This is a genomic window from Micromonospora sp. NPDC048999 (assembly GCF_040649295.1).
Classification (GTDB): Bacteria; Actinomycetota; Actinomycetes; order Mycobacteriales; family Micromonosporaceae; genus Micromonospora.
Genome location: NZ_JBEZFI010000010.1, coordinates 133,199 through 149,699 on the forward strand (window position 1 = coordinate 133,199; position 16,501 = coordinate 149,699).

General features: G+C 73.1%; 15 protein-coding genes. 6 read left to right on the forward strand and 9 right to left on the reverse strand.

Features of this window, described 5'->3' with window-relative positions:
* Position 1: 1 nt before the first annotated feature.
* Positions 2-1,309 carry a phenylacetate--CoA ligase PaaK gene (paaK, locus tag AB0C02_RS14760; RefSeq protein ID WP_357548255.1) on the reverse strand — a complete coding sequence of 436 codons (1,308 nt, stop codon included), beginning with the start codon at positions 1,307-1,309 and terminating at the stop codon, positions 2-4.
* Between the two features lie 130 nt (positions 1,310-1,439).
* Here paaK and AB0C02_RS14765 point away from each other — a divergent pair, with 130 nt between their 5' ends.
* Complete coding sequence (locus AB0C02_RS14765) at positions 1,440-1,919, forward strand: CrcB family protein (RefSeq protein WP_357548256.1); 480 nt, start codon at positions 1,440-1,442, stop codon at positions 1,917-1,919.
* On the forward strand, positions 1,916-2,278 hold the full coding sequence (gene crcB / locus AB0C02_RS14770; RefSeq protein ID WP_357548259.1) for a fluoride efflux transporter CrcB: 363 nt from the start codon (positions 1,916-1,918) through the stop codon (positions 2,276-2,278). The genes AB0C02_RS14765 and crcB overlap by 4 nt, the downstream gene beginning before the upstream one ends.
* Positions 2,279-2,281: 3 nt before the next feature.
* Here crcB and AB0C02_RS14775 read toward each other — a convergent pair whose 3' ends face one another.
* Positions 2,282-5,386, reverse strand: a complete 3,105-nt coding sequence (locus AB0C02_RS14775) for a BTAD domain-containing putative transcriptional regulator (protein WP_357548260.1) — start codon at positions 5,384-5,386, stop codon at positions 2,282-2,284.
* Between the two features lie 304 nt (positions 5,387-5,690).
* Between AB0C02_RS14775 and AB0C02_RS14780 the strand changes: the two genes are divergently transcribed.
* Complete coding sequence (locus AB0C02_RS14780; RefSeq protein ID WP_357548263.1) at positions 5,691-6,392, forward strand: MBL fold metallo-hydrolase; 702 nt, start codon at positions 5,691-5,693, stop codon at positions 6,390-6,392.
* Between the two features lie 7 nt (positions 6,393-6,399).
* On the opposite strand, the gene AB0C02_RS14785 is transcribed toward AB0C02_RS14780, so the two are convergent.
* Positions 6,400-6,732: a hypothetical protein gene (locus AB0C02_RS14785; protein ID WP_357548264.1), complete on the reverse strand. Its 333-nt coding sequence runs from the start codon at positions 6,730-6,732 to the stop codon at positions 6,400-6,402.
* A gap of 91 nt (positions 6,733-6,823) precedes the next feature.
* Positions 6,824-8,038, reverse strand: a complete 1,215-nt coding sequence (locus AB0C02_RS14790; RefSeq protein ID WP_357548267.1) for an MFS transporter — start codon at positions 8,036-8,038, stop codon at positions 6,824-6,826.
* A gap of 159 nt (positions 8,039-8,197) precedes the next feature.
* Between AB0C02_RS14790 and AB0C02_RS14795 the strand changes: the two genes are divergently transcribed.
* Positions 8,198-8,296, forward strand: coding sequence for a LacI family DNA-binding transcriptional regulator (locus AB0C02_RS14795; protein ID WP_357548269.1), 99 nt, complete (start codon positions 8,198-8,200; stop codon positions 8,294-8,296).
* A 96-nt stretch (positions 8,297-8,392) separates the two neighbouring features.
* Positions 8,393-9,088 (forward strand): phospholipase, encoded by a 696-nt coding sequence (locus AB0C02_RS14800; protein WP_357548272.1) that lies wholly within the window; start codon positions 8,393-8,395, stop codon positions 9,086-9,088.
* A 6-nt stretch (positions 9,089-9,094) separates the two neighbouring features.
* Here the strand turns inward: AB0C02_RS14800 and AB0C02_RS14805 are convergent, their stop codons facing one another.
* From AB0C02_RS14805 to AB0C02_RS14815, 3 genes are all read right to left on the reverse strand, one after another.
* On the reverse strand, positions 9,095-10,222 hold the full coding sequence (locus tag AB0C02_RS14805) for an FUSC family protein (RefSeq protein WP_357548274.1): 1,128 nt from the start codon (positions 10,220-10,222) through the stop codon (positions 9,095-9,097).
* 165 nt (positions 10,223-10,387) lie between these two features.
* Positions 10,388-10,804 (reverse strand): NUDIX domain-containing protein, encoded by a 417-nt coding sequence (locus AB0C02_RS14810; protein ID WP_357548277.1) that lies wholly within the window; start codon positions 10,802-10,804, stop codon positions 10,388-10,390.
* 92 nt (positions 10,805-10,896) lie between these two features.
* Positions 10,897-11,832, reverse strand: a complete 936-nt coding sequence (locus AB0C02_RS14815; protein WP_357548279.1) for an aminoglycoside phosphotransferase family protein — start codon at positions 11,830-11,832, stop codon at positions 10,897-10,899.
* A 218-nt stretch (positions 11,833-12,050) separates the two neighbouring features.
* Here AB0C02_RS14815 and AB0C02_RS14820 point away from each other — a divergent pair, with 218 nt between their 5' ends.
* Complete coding sequence (locus tag AB0C02_RS14820) at positions 12,051-13,523, forward strand: cellulase family glycosylhydrolase (protein WP_357548282.1); 1,473 nt, start codon at positions 12,051-12,053, stop codon at positions 13,521-13,523.
* 44 nt (positions 13,524-13,567) lie between these two features.
* Here the strand turns inward: AB0C02_RS14820 and AB0C02_RS14825 are convergent, their stop codons facing one another.
* Both AB0C02_RS14825 and AB0C02_RS14830 read right to left on the reverse strand, forming a co-directional pair.
* Positions 13,568-16,162 carry a discoidin domain-containing protein gene (locus AB0C02_RS14825; RefSeq protein WP_357548285.1) on the reverse strand — a complete coding sequence of 865 codons (2,595 nt, stop codon included), beginning with the start codon at positions 16,160-16,162 and terminating at the stop codon, positions 13,568-13,570.
* 190 nt (positions 16,163-16,352) lie between these two features.
* On the reverse strand, positions 16,353-16,475 hold the full coding sequence (locus AB0C02_RS14830) for a 50S ribosomal protein L36 (RefSeq protein WP_357548342.1): 123 nt from the start codon (positions 16,473-16,475) through the stop codon (positions 16,353-16,355).
* Positions 16,476-16,501: the final 26 nt, after the last annotated feature.

Sequence of the window (16,501 nt, forward strand, 5' to 3'; positions counted from 1 at the left end):
GTCAGTGCCCCTGCCGCTGGTCGACGATCCGGCGCATCTTACCCATCGACCGTTCGACCCCGTCGGGCTCGATGACCTGCACCGCCACGCTCACCCCGATGGTGTTCTTGACCTGCTGCACCAGGGCCGCCCCGGCCCGCTCCGCCTCGTCGGCGGCCACCCCGGTCCGCCGCTCCACCCTGACGGTGAGGGTGTCCATCCGGCCCTGCCGGCCCAGCACGCACTGGAAGTGCGGCGACAACGCGGGCGTACGCAGGATCAGTTCCTCGATCTGGGTCGGGAAGACGTTCACTCCTCGGACGATCATCATGTCGTCGGTCCGGCCGGTGATCTTCTCGATCCGCCGCATCGCCCGGGCGGTGCCGGGCAACAGCCGGGTCAGGTCCCGGGTGCGGTAACGGACGACCGGCATGGCCTCCTTGCTGAGCGAGGTGAGCACCAACTCCCCCTGCTCGCCGTCGGGCAGCACCTCACCGGTGACCGGGTCGATGATCTCGGGGTAGAAGTGGTCCTCCCACAGGTGCAGGCCGTCCTTGGTCTCCACGCACTCGACGGCCACTCCCGGCCCCATCACCTCCGACAGCCCGTAGATGTCGACCGCGTGCATGTTCAGGCGCTGCTCCATCTCGCGGCGCATGTCCTCGGTCCACGGCTCGGCGCCGAAGATGCCGACCTTGAGCGAGGTGGCTCGGGGGTCGACGCCCTGGCGTTCCATCTCGTCGACGATGGCCAGCATGTAACTGGGCGTGACCATGATGAGGTCCGGCTCGAAGTCGCGGATCAGCATCACCTGCCGCTCGGTCATGCCCCCGGAGACCGGGATGACCGTGCAGCCCAACTCCTCGGCGCCGTAGTGCGCGCCGAGGCCACCGGTGAAGAGCCCGTAGCCGTACGCCACATGCACCCGGTCGGCCGGACGGCCACCGGAGGCGCGGATGGAGCGGGCCATCAGTTTCGCCCAGGTGGCGATGTCGGCCCGGGTGTAGCCGACCACGGTGGGGCGGCCGGTGGTGCCCGAAGAGGCGTGCAGCCGGGCGATCCGCTCCCGGGGCACGGCGAACATCCCGAACGGGTAGTTCTCGCGCAGGTCGGCCTTGCTCGTGAACGGAAAGCGGGCCAGGTCCGTCAGCTCGCGCAGATCGTCCGGGTGGGCCCCGGCCGCCTCGAAGGCCCGACGATAGTGCGGGACGTTGTCGTACGCGTGCCGCAGCGACCAGCGCAGCCGATCCAGCTGCAGCGCCCGCAGTTCGTCCACGGACGCCCGCTCGACGGGTTCCAGCTCATCGGGACGAGGGGTGCGGTCCTGCACGGCTGCCTCCTGCACGACGGTCCCGACGCCGCCACGCGCCGGACGATGTCGCACACCGTACGCCCGTACGGGCCCGTGCTGCCAGGTCAGAGGCGGGCCGGCCGGCAGCGTCTATGCTCGGCGGAGAACCATGAACCGACCACCCGAATTCCCCGTCGACCCGGACGTCGATCTGCGCGTACCCGCCGACCGGGGAGAGTTGAACGCCCACCCGGCGGCGGTCCTCGGTGCCATCGCCGCCGGCGGGGTGCTCGGCGCGCTGGCCCGGGCCGGCCTGCAGGCGGCGTTCCCGCATCCACCCACCGGTTTCCCGTGGGCCACCTTCGGTATCAACGTCGTCGGCTCGCTGCTGATCGGCGCGCTGATGGCGGTGCTCACCGTCCGTCCGGCCGGCCCACTGGTCCGGCCGTTCCTCGGCGTCGGCGTGCTGGGCGGCTTCACCACCTTCTCCACGTACGTGGTGGACACGCAGCGGGCGGCGGCCGCCGGGGCGCCGGGGACGGCGCTGGCGTACCTGGCGGCGACCCTCGTCGGGGCGCTGTTGGCGGTCTGGGCCGGGGACGCGGTCGCCGGCCGGCTGCTGTCCCGGGCCGCCGGGGCGGCCCGGTGACCGTCCTGCTGATCGCGATCGGGGCCGCGCTGGGTGCCCCGCTGCGCTACCTCACCGACCGGGCGGTGCAGGCCCGCCACGGCTCCGTTTTTCCCTGGGGCACGCTGACCGTCAACGTGGCCGGGTCGCTGCTGCTCGGTGCGGTGGCCGCGGTCCCGGCCGTCCCAGCGGTGGGCGCGCTGGTCGGCACGGGCTTCTGCGGCGCGCTGACCACCTGGTCCACGCTCAGCTACGAGACACTGCGGCTGGCCCGGAACGGCGCCCGCCACCACGCGCTGGCGAACGCGCTGCTCAGCGTGGTCGCTGGGCTGGGCGCGGCGTCCCTGGGGTACGCGCTGGCTCGCGCACTCACCGACTGACCGCTACCGAACGCACCGCCCCGCCTCGCTTGCCGGCGCCGCGTACCCCGTCTCTCGCACCAGGTGCGCGATCCGGTCGTCCAGCCGGGCCGCCTCCGCCACCTCCCCGCTCATCCGGGCGGCACGGGCCAGGACGCGTGTGGCCCGGATCTCGATCAGCCGGTAACCGGCCCGTACGGCCAGGGCTGACGCGGCGCGGCCGTGCTCCCGGGCTACGACCGGTTCCCCGGCGACCAGTCGAGCCTCGGCGAGACCGGCCAGCGCGGTCGCCTCGCCCCAGCTGAATCGGGTCCGCCGCGCCAACTCCAGGGCCCGGCGGTGCTCCTGCGCGGCCTCGGCCGGTCGACCCAGCGCCAGCAGGACCCGGCCGAGCGCGTCCAGTGCCCACGCCTCGGTACCGGTGTCGCCGATCTCCCCGGTGAGCGTCACCGCCCGCTCCGCGTCCGGGTGGGCCGCCGCCGCCCGGCCCGTCGCGCACCAGAGCACCGCCCGGCCGGCGAGGGCGGTCGCTTCGCCGTACCGGTAGCCGAGGTCGCGATTGGCCGCGAGCGCCCGCGTGTACAGTTCCTCGGCGACGCGGTGGTCGCCGAGGTCCCGGCGCACGTTCGCCAGGTCGACCAGCAGGACGGCCACGTTGTACCGCGCCCCGGTCTGCTCACCCCGCTCCAGCGCCGCCTGGACGTGCTCGTACGCCTGGGCCAGCGCCCCCAACTGCCAGTACGCGAAGCCGAGATTGGCCAGGGACATCACCTCCCCGCCGTCGTTGCCGAGCTGCCGGTTCAGCTCCAGGGAGCGGCGAGCGCAGGCGATCGCCGCCTGCGGATCACCCAGGCGCTGGTGCACCGCGCTGAGGTTGTTCAGCATGCCGGTGCGCCCCTCCGGCCAGCCGTCCCCGGCGTCGATCCGCAGCCCGTCGAGCAGGTGCCGGCGGGCGCCCTCGTACTCTCCGCTGGTGACGTGGACCAGGGCGATGCTCTGGTGCATGGCGGCCTGAGCCCGCGGATCCTCCTCGGCCTGAGCCGCCGCCAGCGCGACCGTCGCCGCCGCGAGCCACTCGGCACGCCGTCCCCGCTGGTGGAAGTAGGCCCGCAGCGCGTCGGTGAGCTGCCAGGCGTACCGGCGGGGGCCCTGCCGGGCCGCTTGCTCCACCGCCACGGTGAGGTTCGTCCATTCGGCGTCCAGCCAGGCCAGAGCGGCCTCCGTGCTGGGGAACGGATCCACCGGCACCGGACGCGGCAGCCGGACGAAGTGCGGAATGAGCCGGCGACCCGCCGCGTCGGCCGTGACCAGGTAGTGGTCGAACAGGCGCTGCCGGAGCAGATCCCGCTGCGCGACGTCCTCCTCCGTGGTGACCCGGTCCACCGCGTACCGGCGCAGCAGGTCGTGGAACCGGTACCGGTCTCCGGCGAGCCGTTCCACCAGGTGCGCGGCGGCCAACGCCCGGAGCAGCCGTCCGGCCGTGGCCGGGGACGCGCCGACGAGGGCACCCGCCACGCCTGCCCCGAAACTCGTGCCGGGCACCAGCCCGAGCCGGCGGAACATCTGCCGCTGCTCCGCCGACAGCGCCCGGTACGACAGCGCGAATGCCTTGGTCACCGCCGATTCGTCGGCCCCGTCAATGGTCAACCCGGCCAGGGGATCCCCCTCGGCCAGTTCCTGGGCCAACCCGGCGATCTCCGGCTCCCCCGCGGCCTGAATGTTGGCGGCCGCGATCCGCAGCGCGAGCGGCAGGTGCCCGCAGAGCCGGGCGAGCCGCGCCGCCGCGTCCGCCTCGGCCCGGACGGTGTCGTCCCCCAGCAAGGTGGCCAGCAGGCCGGCCGAGTCCGCCGGGGTGAGCACGTCCAGCGGCAGCATCCGGGCACCGGCCCGGACGACCAGTTCACCGAGCCGGTGCCGGCTGGTGACCAGCACGGTGCCCGCGGACGGGATCAGCGGCAGCACCTGCCCGACCTCGCGGGCGTTGTCGAGCACCAGCAGGACGTCCCGCCCGGCCAGCAGAGAGCGGAACAACGCCGCCCGGGCGTCCACCTCGTCGGGTATGGCCCGGGGGTCGACCCCGAGCCCACCCAGCAGGTGGGTGAGCGCGGCGGCCGGCGGAACCGGCTCCCGTTCGGCGTCGAAGCCGCGCAGGTCGACGAAGAGTTGCCCGTCGGGGAACGCGTCGCGCACCCGATGTGCCCACCGCACGGCCAGCGCGGTCTTACCCACCCCGGCGGTGCCGGTGAGCACCCAGATCCGGGTGCCGCCGACCCGATCGTCCAGGGTTGCGTCCAGCCGGGCGAGGTCGGCGGCCCGGCCGGTGAAGCCGGGAATCTCGTGGGGCAGTTCGGCGGGGCGTACCGAGCCCCGCTGGTCGGTGCTCTCGGGCGGGTCCAGCGTCGGGTCGGCCCGGAGAATGAGCTGCTCGAGCCGGCGCAGCTCGGGCGCGGGGTCGAGGCCGGACTCGTCGGCGAGCCGGACGCGGACCCGCTGGTAGGTGGCTAGGGCCTGGTCGGCGCGACCCTCCCGGTGCAGGGCGAGCATGAGCTGCCCGACCAGCCGCTGGCGGCCCGGACAACGGGCCACCTGGTCGGTAAGTTCACCGACCACCTGCCGGGCGCGGCCAAGCCGCAGCAGCGCCTCCGCCCGGTCCTCCACCGCCGTCCATCGGGCCTCCCGCAGCCCGGCGCCAAGCCGGTGGCGCACCTCCTCGTCGGCCACGTCCGCGAGCGGCTCCCCCCGCCACAGTTCGAGCGCCCGGTCAAGGAGGTCGACCGCGGTCTCGTCCTCGGCGGAACGGGCCCGCGCGGTCAGCGCGGTGAACCGGTGTGCGTCCACCAGGTCGGGATGGACCCGCACGAGATAACCGCCGCCGCGGCTCACGATCTCCACCGGTGCGTCGTGCCGGCGGAAGACGGCCCGCAACCGGGAGACCAACGCCTGCACCGTGGCCCGCGCGCTACTCGGCGGGGACTGCGGCCAGAGCAGGTCGATCAGCCGGTCCACCGGTATCACCCGGTCCGGCTCCAGCAGCAGCGCCGCGAGGACGAGCCGCGGCTGGCGGCCGCCCACGTCGACGCGGGCCCCGTCGGACCACACCTCCACGGCACCCAAGATCCGGAACTCCACGACGCGGGAGTATGCCCAATCGCCGCGGACCGGCTGCAAGCCGGTTGCAAGGACGTTGCACGGACGAGCGTGGATCATGGTGCCGCACCTTCGGTCGGTCGGCTGAACGTCCGCACTGACCGGCGGGCACTGCGGGTGGGCCGTCGCGCGCGCCGCCCACCCGCTTCGGGGGTGGCCGGCCCGGGCTGGGACGCCGGGCCGGCCGGCCCGCCGGTCAGCCGAAGGCGAGCCGGCGCGACAGCATCACGCTCGGCTGCGGACCGGATTCCACCAAGCGGGAGGAATTGGAGTCATCAACGCCCTCGTGCCCCGACAGCTCGCCGGCCGGGTCTGGTTGTTCCCCGGCGATCCCGACCCGTACGCGATCCGGCCGACCGTGGCGGTCGTCGCGGACGAGCGCGGAAGTGTACTCATCGACGCGGGACAGAGTCCGGCCCACGCGCGCGAGATCCGAGCCGGGTTGCGCGCCGCCGGCCTGCCAGCGCCCCGTTGGCTGGTCTACACCCACCACCACTGGGACCACGTCTGGGGCGCCTGCGCTTGGCCGGGCGTCGAGATCGTCGGGCACGAGGCCGGCGTCACACCGCTGCGCGCCGAGGCGGCCCGGCCGTGGAGCCACCGCTACCTGCGCGATCAGGTACGCGACAATCCGCAGCTCGGACCCAGCTTCCGGGCCCGAGCGCTCGCCGTGGACTCCTGGGACGGCTTCGCGGTCCTCCCGCCCACGCGCACCTTCACCGACGAGCTGGTCCTGCCCACCGGCGTGGTCGTTCGGCACGTGGGCGGTCGGCACGCCCCGGACTCATCGGTGGTGCTGGTGCCGGACTCCGGGGTGTTGGTGCTCGGCGACTGCTGGTACCCGCCTCCGCTCCACCTGCGGGCGCCGACGGACGAGCCCGACCTGGCGATGGCGCGCGGCCTGCTCAGCGACGACGTCGAGTGGTATGTGTCCGCCCACGAGGAGCCGACCCGGCTGGCCGAGGCGCGGGCCGCGCTGGCCGGCTGACCGGCCGTCAGCGGGCGCGGCGCTCCGGGTGTGCCCGGTTCCAGGCCCGCATCCGCTCCGGGTAGCCGAGGCGCGCCGCCTCGTAGAGCGGGATCGCGTGCCGTTGGGCGATCTTGGCGGCGACCCGGGGCGATCCGGTGCGACGGCGGATCCACTCGCCGTCGTGGGCGATGGCGACCACGGTGGTGTCGGTGGCCGTGGTCTCCGGCTCAAGGTAGAACTCCACCCCGCTCCGGCTGGTCACGAACGCCTCCAGAGCGGCCAGGTCGTCCCGGTTCGCCTCGCGGTCGAGCTTGGTCGGGGTCACCGGGTCGGCGGCCCTTCTGCGGAACCAACCCATGCCAGCCTCCTCTCGTCGGGTCCGCCCCAGTGCAGCACCGTCACCTGGCAACTGGCTGGGAGCGCCGTGCGAGAACGCTGGACGCCCGGGATCAGCGGGCCGGCGGGCGCAGCACCGGGACCAGGGCGAGGGTGGGCAGCAGGAGGAGCGGCACGACACCCAGTGCGTGCAGGATGCCCAGATGGTCGCCGAGGAAGCCGAGCAGCGGCGGGCCGCCGAGGAAGGCGGTGTAGCCGATCACGGCAACCACGCTGACCCGGGCCGGGGCCCGATCCTCGTCGTCAGCGGCGGCGCTCATCCCGACCGGGAAGCCGAGCGACGCCCCGATCCCCCACAGCGCCACGCCGACGACGGCTACCGGCCCCGAGCCGGCCAGCACGGCCAGGGCGGCGCCGGCGGCGGCCAGCCCGATGGTGCCGAACAACACCGGCACCCGCCCCCAGCGGTCGATGGCGACCGTGCCGGCGGTCCGGCCGAGGGTCATGCCGACCACGAAGACGCCGAACACGGTGGCGCCGACCGCCTCGCTGACGCCGTAGCCGTCGACGAAGGCCACCGCCAGCCAGTCGTTGGCGCTGCCCTCGGTGAACGCCATGACCAGCACCAGCAGGCCGATCAACAGGGTGCGCGGCTCCCGCCAGGTGGCCAGCAGCGCCCGGCGCCGGGCCGCCGGTTCCGCCGGGCCGTCCGCCTCGGCGGGGGCGGGCAGGAACGCGCGGGTGCCGAGCAGCGTGCCGACCAGGACCACGGCCGCGAGCGCGGGCAGGTGCACCCCGACCGGTACGTCCAGCCGGGCCGCCCCGGCGCCGATCCCGGCCCCGGCCACCGTGCCCAGGCTCCACGCCGCGTGGAATCGGGGCATGATCGTCCGGCCGAGGCGCTTCTCCACCGCCGCGCCCTCGACGTTCATCGCCACGTCGCAGGTGCCGGAGCCGTAGCCGAAGGCGAACAGGCCCAGCGCGACCCCGACCACCGAGCCGATCAGGCCGGCGGAGAGGCCGGCGACGACCGTGCCGAACGCGACGAACAGGACCGACGCCGCCACCGTGCGGGCCGGACCGAGCCGCTGGGTGACCAGCCCGGCGAAGGGCATCGCCAGCACCGCGCCGGCCGACATGGCCAGCAGCAGCAGGCCGAGCCGACCAGCGCTGAGCCCGAGCGCCTCCCGCACCGCAGGGACCCGGGAGAACCAGGTGCCCACCGCGAGCCCGTTGAGGGCGAACACGACCGCCACCCCGTTGCGGGCGGCCAGGACCGGCCGCGGCACGGGGTGCCGCTCGACGGCCGCGTCAACGGTGCTGCTCACTTCGTGCTCTCCTCTTCCCCTGGACGGCCGGTGACCGGCCGGCCTGCCGACCATCGCACACCTGAGAGCGCTCCCAGCACAACCGCCGTCACACCGTACCGCGGGCGGACCGGACCGGGCATGATGCCGACAGGGCCGGCGCGCGGGGAGGTAGGAAAGATGGGTACGCCGACGGCACGCTCCACCACCCTCGATGACGTGGCCCGGGCGGCCGGGGTGTCACCGGCCACCGCCTCCCGGGTGCTGGTCCGCCGCTGACCACCGCCACCCGGAAGGTCGCCCCGACCGGCGGTTGGGGCGGCCGGGAGTCGGGTATGCGCCGACCGACCCGACCGACGACGAAGGCGAGCAGAGGTGACCGAGCCCGCGCCACCGCACCGGCAGCCCGAGGAGGGGCACCGGCACGGCCGGCTGAGCGCCCGCCCCGCCACCGTCGCCGCGCCCGGTCCGACCGGGCTGACGTCCGTCCCCGACCCGGAAGGCGGGCCGCCGGCACTGCGGTACGTCCCGGCCGACGGCGCCGGGCCGTACCGACTGGTGGTGTTGCTGCACGGCGCCGGCGGCTCGGCCCGGCAGGGTCTGGACCTGCTGCTGCCTCTGGCCGACGCACGGCGGCTGCTGTTGCTCGCCCCGCCGGCCGCCGCGAGCACCTGGGACCTGATCGCCGAGGCGCTCGGCCCGGACGTACGCCGGATCGACGCGCTGCTGGGCGCGGCGCTCGCGGAATACCCGGTGGCCGGAGTGACGCTCGGCGGCTTCTCCGACGGGGCGTCGTACGCCCTGTCCCTGGGCCTGACCAACGGCGACCTGGTCGACGCGGTGGTGGCCTTCTCCCCCGGCTTCGCCGCGCCGCTGGTCACCCACGGCCGGCCGCGCGTCTTCGTCTCGCACGGCGCCGACGACCGGGTGCTGCCGGTGGACGTGTGCAGCCGACGCCTGGTCCCCCGCCTGCACACCCTCGGCTATCCGGTGGAGTACGCCGAGTTCCCCGGCGGCCACGAGGTGCCGGCGGAAATCCGCCGGCGGGCGGTGGACTGGCTGGCCGGCTGAACCGGGTCAGGTCGCCGGCCCGGCGACCGCCGCGTCGACCCGGCTCAGCACCGACGCGTCGTCGTCGACGCCGACCCCGCGCAGCAGGTCGATAGCGGTGGCCCGGATCTGCCCGATGATCATTGCGAGCGGCAGGGTCTGGCCCGGGTTGAACAGCCGACCCGCCGCCCGGACCGCCTCCAGCGCGGCGACGTCCGCCCGCTCGGCGTGGGTGTCGGCGACCCGATCCTGTCCGTTGAGGTCGGCGGCGAGCGCGTCCCCGGCCGAGCGGACCGCCTCGGCCAGGGTCCGGACGGCGGCGCCCAGGTCGGGCGGCACCGGCGCCGGGCCCCGGGTGAGGGTCACCGCGGCGCGCGCGAGAACCCGTACGTTGCGGACCGCATAGTCGATCTGCCGGATCGAGCCCTCCACCGAGCGCAGCCGCCCGAGGTGCTGGCGGCGGCGCAGGTTGAGCCGGAGCGCCTCGCCCGCGGCCCGCACCGCGTCGCGCAGCCGCTCCACCCCGGCGTCGGCGTGCCGGGCCCGCTCCAGCGCGGCCAGCGCCGCCCCGTCGTCGCCCCGGTCCAGCGCTGCGGCGATCTCGTCGAGCACCCCGGCCAGCTCCTGGAAGGTATGCCGGAACTCGGTGACCAGCGGGGCGAGCGGCCGACGAGCGTCGACGAGCTGGCTCGCCACGATGGCCACCGCGCCGCCGATCAGCGCGTCAACGAACCGGAACGGGACCAGCGTCTCGGTCGGCGGCGCGACAACCACCAGGTAGAGGGCGGAGACGGCGGCCTGCACGACCGTGACCGAGCTGGCGCCGACCGCCACCGCGAGGGCCACGGTGAGCAGGATGACCGTGAAGACGGTCCAGGTGGTGCGTGGGCCGAGCGCCTGCACCACCAGGTCGGCGACGAGCACGCCGGCGGCCACCCCGAGGACCACCTCGACCGCCCGGCGCATCCGCTGGCCGCGGGCCTGACCGAGCACGATCAGCGCGGCGGCCGGGGCGAAGAACGGCTGTGGGTGGCCGATCAGTCGGGTGGCCAGGATCCACGCGACGGTGGCGGCGAGGGTCGCCTCCGCCACCGGCAGCCAGCGCCGCCGCAGCCGTCCCACGGCCTCCCGGACAGCTGCTCCGGGTCGCCGCATGGCGGCAGGTATACCGAGCCGGAGTGCTCGCCACCTGCCCCACCACGCCATCGCCGTCTCCCGTCGCCGGCCCGAACCCACCCATGGTGCGCCTCAACAGGCCGGAGGGGCAGCGGTCGGGGCCACCACCGGCCGGTGTCCCCGGTCACTCGCGGCCGTGCCGGGTCAGGCGGTGAGTGCGGCGCACTCCGGGGAGGCGAGGAAACGGGCGAGCATCTCCGCGGTGCCCGGAGTGTACGGCCGGCCGTCCAGCACGTCCGCCGAAGCGGTGAAGACCATCGCAATGCCCTCGCCGAGCACCACATCCTCCTGCCGGGCGGTGGTCGCGCCGCAGAAGTAGTGCATGACCCGGTCGACCTCCGGGATCTCCTGCTCTTCGAAGAGGCGCAGCGGGCTGTCGGGGCACAGCCCGGTCTCCTCTCGCAGCTCCCGCAGCGCCGTCTCCTCGATCGTCTCCCCTGGCTCCCAGTGCCCGCCCGGCAGGCCCCACACGTTCGGGTGGTACGTCGCGTGCGCGTCGCGGAGCTGGAGCAGCAGTTGGCCGGCGCGGTCGACCAGCAGGACGACGGCTACGGGGTGCATCCGGCCAACCTAGTACGCCGTACCCCGGCCCGGCCGCCCCGCCAGACCGGGACGCTCGCTGGCCGAGTTCGTACGACTTCCGGTGTTCCGGATCATCTCGGGCGGGTCGTCGCCTCCGCGTACTCGGTGAGGACGGCGTCGAGCATGTGGCGGGCCTCCGCGGCGCGCTCCGGGTCGGGGTCGTCGAGCGTGATCAGGGCCTTCCAGAGCACCCATCCCCGGCCTCGGGCCCAGGTCGCGTCGTCCACGCCGAGCGCGGTGCGGAATGCCGCCTGGCTCGCGCCGGCCAGCAGCGTCCAGGCAACGGCCAGGTCGCAGGCCGGATCGCCCATGCCGCAGCAGCCGAAGTCGATGACCGCGGTGAGCCGGCCGTCGCGCACCAACAGGTTGCCCCAGGCGACGTCGCCGTGGAACCAGACCGGCGGACCGGTCCAGGTCGACCGCAGGGCGGCAGCCCAGATCCGGTTGACGGTGTCGGTGGGGATCCGGTCGCCGAGCAGTTGGACCGCCCGTCGGGTCTCCCCGTCGTACGTGGCCAACGCGGCGCCCCGGAAGGAGCTGTGCGAGCCGGCGGGCGGGCCGCCCGCCGGCTCGGCGTGGTGCAGGGCGGCGAGGAAGCCGGCGAGGTCGGTGGCGAACCGGATCGGGTCGCCGATCCGCTCGGCGGTGGCGGTCTCGCCCTCGATCCAGCGGCGGACCGACCAGGGGAACGGGTAGCCCTCGCCGGGTTTCCCCTCGGCCAGCGGGATCGGCACGGCCAGCGGCAGCCTCGGCGCGAGGGCCGGCAGCCAGCGATGCTCCTTCTCGACCTGCGGCACGTATCCCTCGGCGCTGGGCAGGCGTACGGTCATCTCGTCGCCCAGGTGGAAGGTGCGGTTGTCCCAGCCGCCCACGGCGACAGGCCGGATCGGGAGGTCGGCCCAGCGGGGGAACTGGCTGGCGACCAGCCGGCTTACCAGTGCCACGTCGATCGGGGGGACGTCGGGCCGCGCCGTCACCGGCCCCGAGGCCTTGTGCTGCTGTGTCATCGCGGCCAGCATCGTCGGCGGTGCCCCGCCGTGGCAACCGATTTCGCCCGCCGGAGGCCCACGGCTCACGCGTGACCTTCGATGTGTTGCACGACGCCGCAAGCCCCTCTACTCTCCATGGGAGCGCTCCCGAGGCCTGCCGCGCCGGACTGTCCGGGCGAGTTCGCGACGGCACCGCCATGAACTCACCACCCACCACCCCGATAGGACGATCCCGCATGACCTCGATTCCGCGCTCTTCGCGGCGCTCCCTCCTCGCGGCCGGCACCGTCGGCGCGCTCGCCCTGGCCGCGGCGGCCCTCCTGCCGTCGACCAGCGCCATGGCCGCGACCGGCTGCGCCGTCACCTACACCACCAGCGACTGGCAGGGCGGATTCACCGCCAACATCACCATCAAGAACCTGGGCGACCCGACGAGCCGATGGACCCTCGGCTTCACCTTCCCCAACTCCGGGCAGCGCGTCACCCAGGGCTGGTCGGCGACCTTCCAGCAGAACGGCAGCGCGGTCACCGCGCAGAACCTCGACTACAACGGCACGCTGGCCACCGGGGCGAGCACCACCATCGGGTTCAACGGCTCCTGGACCACCGCCAACCCGGCCCCGACCTCGTTCACCCTCAACGGCGCGAACTGCACCGGCAGCACCACCCCGCCGACCACCGCGCCGCCGAGCACCGCGCCACCGACCACGGCGCCCCCGACCACCGCGCCCCCGACCACCGCGCCACCGACCACGACGCCCCCGACCGGCAACACGCCGGTGGCCATCAACGGCCAGTTGCGCGTCTGCGGGGTCAACCTCTGCAACCAGTACAGCCGGCCGATCCAGCTGCGCGGCATGAGCACCCACGGGCTGCAGTGGTTCGCGAACTGCTACAACGACGCCTCCCTCGACGCTCTGGCCAACGACTGGAAGGCCGAGCTGCTGCGAATCTCGATGTACGTGCAGGAGCAGGGCTACGAGACCAACCCGACCGCCTTCACCAACCAGGTGAACACCCTGGTGGACAAGGCGGCGGCGCGCGGCATGTACGCGTTGATCGACTTCCACACGCTGACGCCCGGTGACCCGACGTACAACCTGGACCGGGCCAAGACCTTCTTCGCCGCGGTCTCGGCCCGCAACGCCGGCAAGAAGAACGTGATCTACGAGATCACCAATGAGCCGAACGGCGTCAGCTGGACCACCATCAAGAACTACGCGGAGCAGGTCATCCCGGTCATCCGGGCCAACCATCCGGACGCCGTGGTCCTCGTCGGCACCCGCGGCTGGTCGTCGCTGGGTGTCTCCGAGGGCGGCAACTCCGACGAGATCGTCAACAACCCGGTCCGGGCCAGCAACATCATGTACACGTTCCACTTCTACGCCGCGTCCCACAAGGACAACTACCGCAACGAGCTGCAGCGGGCCGCGGCCCGGATCCCGATGTTCGTCACCGAGTTCGGCACGGTGACCTACACCGGCGACGGCACGGTCGACACGAACAGCAGCAATGCCTGGCTCGACCTGCTGGACCGTCTGAAGATCAGCTACGCGAACTGGACGTACTCCGACGCCAACGAGAGCAGCGCCGCGTTCCGGCCGGGGACCTGCGCCAGCGGCCAGTACGCCGGCACCGGGAACCTGACCACGTCGGGGAACTACATGCGCAACCGCATTCGTATCCCGCAGACCTTCCCCACCAGCTGACTACGCGGCGGGGGCGGCGCGCGGAGCGCGCCGCCCCCGTCCGGTCACGGATAGTTGACCAGGTACACCGGCACGGTGGCGGTGCCCTGCGCCGTGGCGCCGGTGTCGTTGATGACGTGCGTGATCGACCCGCTGCCGCCCAGCGAGACGGTCAGCAGGTTGTGGAACCGGACGCCGGCCTTGTTCGGCGCCTCGAAGCTGTGGTAGGCGGCGATGGTCGGGTCGACGTTGAAGTAGCAGTAGCTGCCCAGGCCCCAGCCCTCGAACGTGGTGACCGTGTCGGCCACCTTGAAGGCCGCGTAGCCGGTCATCGTGCCGTTCTTCCAGGATCCGGCGTTGGGCGGGTCGTACGGCAGCTCGTTCTGGAAGAAGATGGTCCGGCCGTTGTTGCCGTTCCAGATCACCTCGTACTTCTGGTAGTGCTCGACGAACAGGCCGAGCGCGGTGACGTTGTTGCCGTTGACGATCAGGCCGGTGTCGGCGGTGTTGACGGTCCAGCCCACGCCGGTGCCGTGGTCGGCCCGCCAGGCCCAGATGTGGTCGATCAGCGCGTCGTTCTGGTTGACGATCAGGCTGGTGGTGGCCTTGCCCGCGCCGGCGCCGCCGATGCGGAAGAAGACGTCCTGAATCGACGTGGGGTTGGCGGCGTGGCCGGCGGTCGAGCCGGTGGGCCCGACCTGGAGCAGGACCGGCGAGTTGACCGGTCCGGCGTCGAAGAGCATCCCGGCCAGCCGGACCCCGTCGACGTCGGCCACCGACATGGCGGTGACGCCGTTCTGCGGGATCAGCGTCGGGAAGCCGATGCCGAGGACCACGGTGCCCGCCCGGTTGACGGCGATGGTCTGGCTGACCGAATAGACCCCGGGGGTGAACAGCAGGTTCAGGCCTTGCGCCAGGGCGGAGTTGATGGTGGCGGCGGAGTCACTGGGTCGCGCCACGTAGAACTGGCTCAGCGGGATGGAGGTGCCAGCAGTGGAGCCACCCAGCCAGGACGCCCCGGAGGCGTTCGTCCGGGTGGACGGTACGAAGACCTGGTAGTTGCCGGACGCGTCGAGGTAGAGGTACGGCACGTCCCGGCTGACCGGGGTCTGGGCGACCGTGGTGTACGGCGGGTTGGGGAAGCTGTTGGCGGGAGCACCCGCGACGCCGGACTGGACCATGTTCCACACCGCGTTCTGGAAACCGCCGACGTTGCTGTCCCGGGTGTACCACTGCTGCTGCGAATACGGCTGCACCTGGCCGGTGACCCGGCTGTCGGCGATGTATCCGCCGCTGGCCCAGCCGTAGCCGTTGGGGGCCAGGTTCAGGTTGCCCTGGATGTCCATCCGGCGGAACGGGGCGGCCTGGGAGACCGCCCAGCGGGTGAACCCGGCGGACGGGAAAATCTGCATGTTGGACGCCGAACGCCAGAAGTTCTGGGTGGCGTTGCCGTTGAACCAGCCCGCGTCGACCGTGACGTCGCCGTGGATGCGGACGTCGCTGGGGTTCCGGCCCAGACCCATGATCGAGGTGTAGAAGCCGATCTGCGCGTTGATCCCGCTGTAGTCGCCGGGCTTGAACATCAGCGCGTACCGCTGGGTGCCGAACTGGTTCGACTCCTGAGCCCGGAAGACGGTGTCGAGCTGGCTCTGGATGGTGGCGCTGGACATCGACGGGTCGAAGACGATCACGTTGGGTCCGAGCGTCCCGCCGCCCGGGATGGTGTCTCCTCCTCCGGTGGTGTTCACGGTGAACTCCCAGAGCGAGTAGCCGTAGCCGGTGGCCCGCGTGGTGCCGTACATGCGCACGTAGCGGCCGGTGCCGGTCAGGGTGAGGGTCTCGGTGCCGCCGGCGCCGGTGGTGGTGGAGTAGACGGTGGTCCAGCCGCTGCCGTCGGTCGAGGTCTGGATCTGGTAGGCCCGCGCGTACGCGGCCTCCCAGTTCAGCACGACGCGGCACAGGGTGCGGGTGCTGCCCAGGTCGACCTGGAGCCACTGCGGGTCGCTGGCGACGCTGGACCAGCGGGTGCCCAGGTTGCCGTCGACCGCTGCGGAGGCGGGGGTGCCGGCGTTCTCGGTGGAGGAGGCGGTCGCGGGCCGGCCCAGGGCGGCATTGGTCGCGGTGTCACAGCCGGTGCCGCCGCCGGTGCTGCCGTAGACCTGGAACTCCCACAACGAGTAGCCGTACGCGGTGGCCCGGGCGGTGCCGTACATCCGCACGTAGCGGCCGGTGCCGCTGACGGTCAGGTCGACGGTGCCGCCGGCACCCGTCGTAGTGGACCAGATCGTGGTCCAGGTGGCGCCGTCAGTCGAGGTCTGGATCTGGTACGACTTGGCGTACGCGGCCTCCCAGGCCAGGGTGACCCGGGAGATGGTGGCGGTGGCGCCGAGGTCCACCTGGAGCCACTGTGGATCGCTGAAGGCGCTGGACCAGCGGGTGCCGGTGTTGCCGTCGGTGGCGTTCGCCGCCGCGGTGCCGGCGTTCTCCGCCGACGACGCGGTGGTTGGTTTCCCCTGTGAGAGCAGCGGGTCGGCCGCGCGGGCCGGCGACGGCGGAGCGACCAGCGCGGTCGCGACGAGCAGCGACGCCAGTACGGCGAGCAGCCGCCGGGCCGGGCGCGGGGACGGGGGTGGGCTGAGGTACGGCGGGACCGGTGACATGGGCCTCTCCAGGACGGGGTGGGGAGCCGGGATGGCGAACAGGTGCCCGCCGTGTTGCGGACACCCGCCCGGTCGGGTGGAGATTCCCCGTCATAGTGGCGTCTGTCAATGGCCTAGTGGTGCTCGACCGACTTTTTTCACCTCTTGTGAAAAGTCCAAAAACAACAGTCTGAGCTGCATCTCCCGCCGATCAGCCCTGGCGCGCCTTCTGCCGACGATCCGCCTTGTTGATCACGAAAACCTTTCCCCGGCGGCGTACCACGATCGAGCTGCCCTTCCGCTTCAGCCCGCGCAGTGAGCTTCGGACCTTCACCCGGGTCACCCCCCGTTCCTGCTGGA

Coding starts and splice junctions, on each gene's coding strand:
- AB0C02_RS14765 (WP_357548256.1), top strand. CDS start 1,440: ATGAACCGACCACCCGAATTCCCCGTCGACCCGGACGTCGATCTGCGC.
- AB0C02_RS14785 (WP_357548264.1), bottom strand. CDS start 6,732: ATGGGTTGGTTCCGCAGAAGGGCCGCCGACCCGGTGACCCCGACCAAG.
- AB0C02_RS14795 (WP_357548269.1), top strand. CDS start 8,198: ATGGGTACGCCGACGGCACGCTCCACCACCCTCGATGACGTGGCCCGG.
- AB0C02_RS14805 (WP_357548274.1), bottom strand. CDS start 10,222: ATGCGGCGACCCGGAGCAGCTGTCCGGGAGGCCGTGGGACGGCTGCGG.
- AB0C02_RS14810 (WP_357548277.1), bottom strand. CDS start 10,804: ATGCACCCCGTAGCCGTCGTCCTGCTGGTCGACCGCGCCGGCCAACTG.
- AB0C02_RS14815 (WP_357548279.1), bottom strand. CDS start 11,832: ATGACACAGCAGCACAAGGCCTCGGGGCCGGTGACGGCGCGGCCCGAC.
- AB0C02_RS14820 (WP_357548282.1), top strand. CDS start 12,051: ATGACCTCGATTCCGCGCTCTTCGCGGCGCTCCCTCCTCGCGGCCGGC.
- AB0C02_RS14825 (WP_357548285.1), bottom strand. CDS start 16,162: ATGTCACCGGTCCCGCCGTACCTCAGCCCACCCCCGTCCCCGCGCCCG.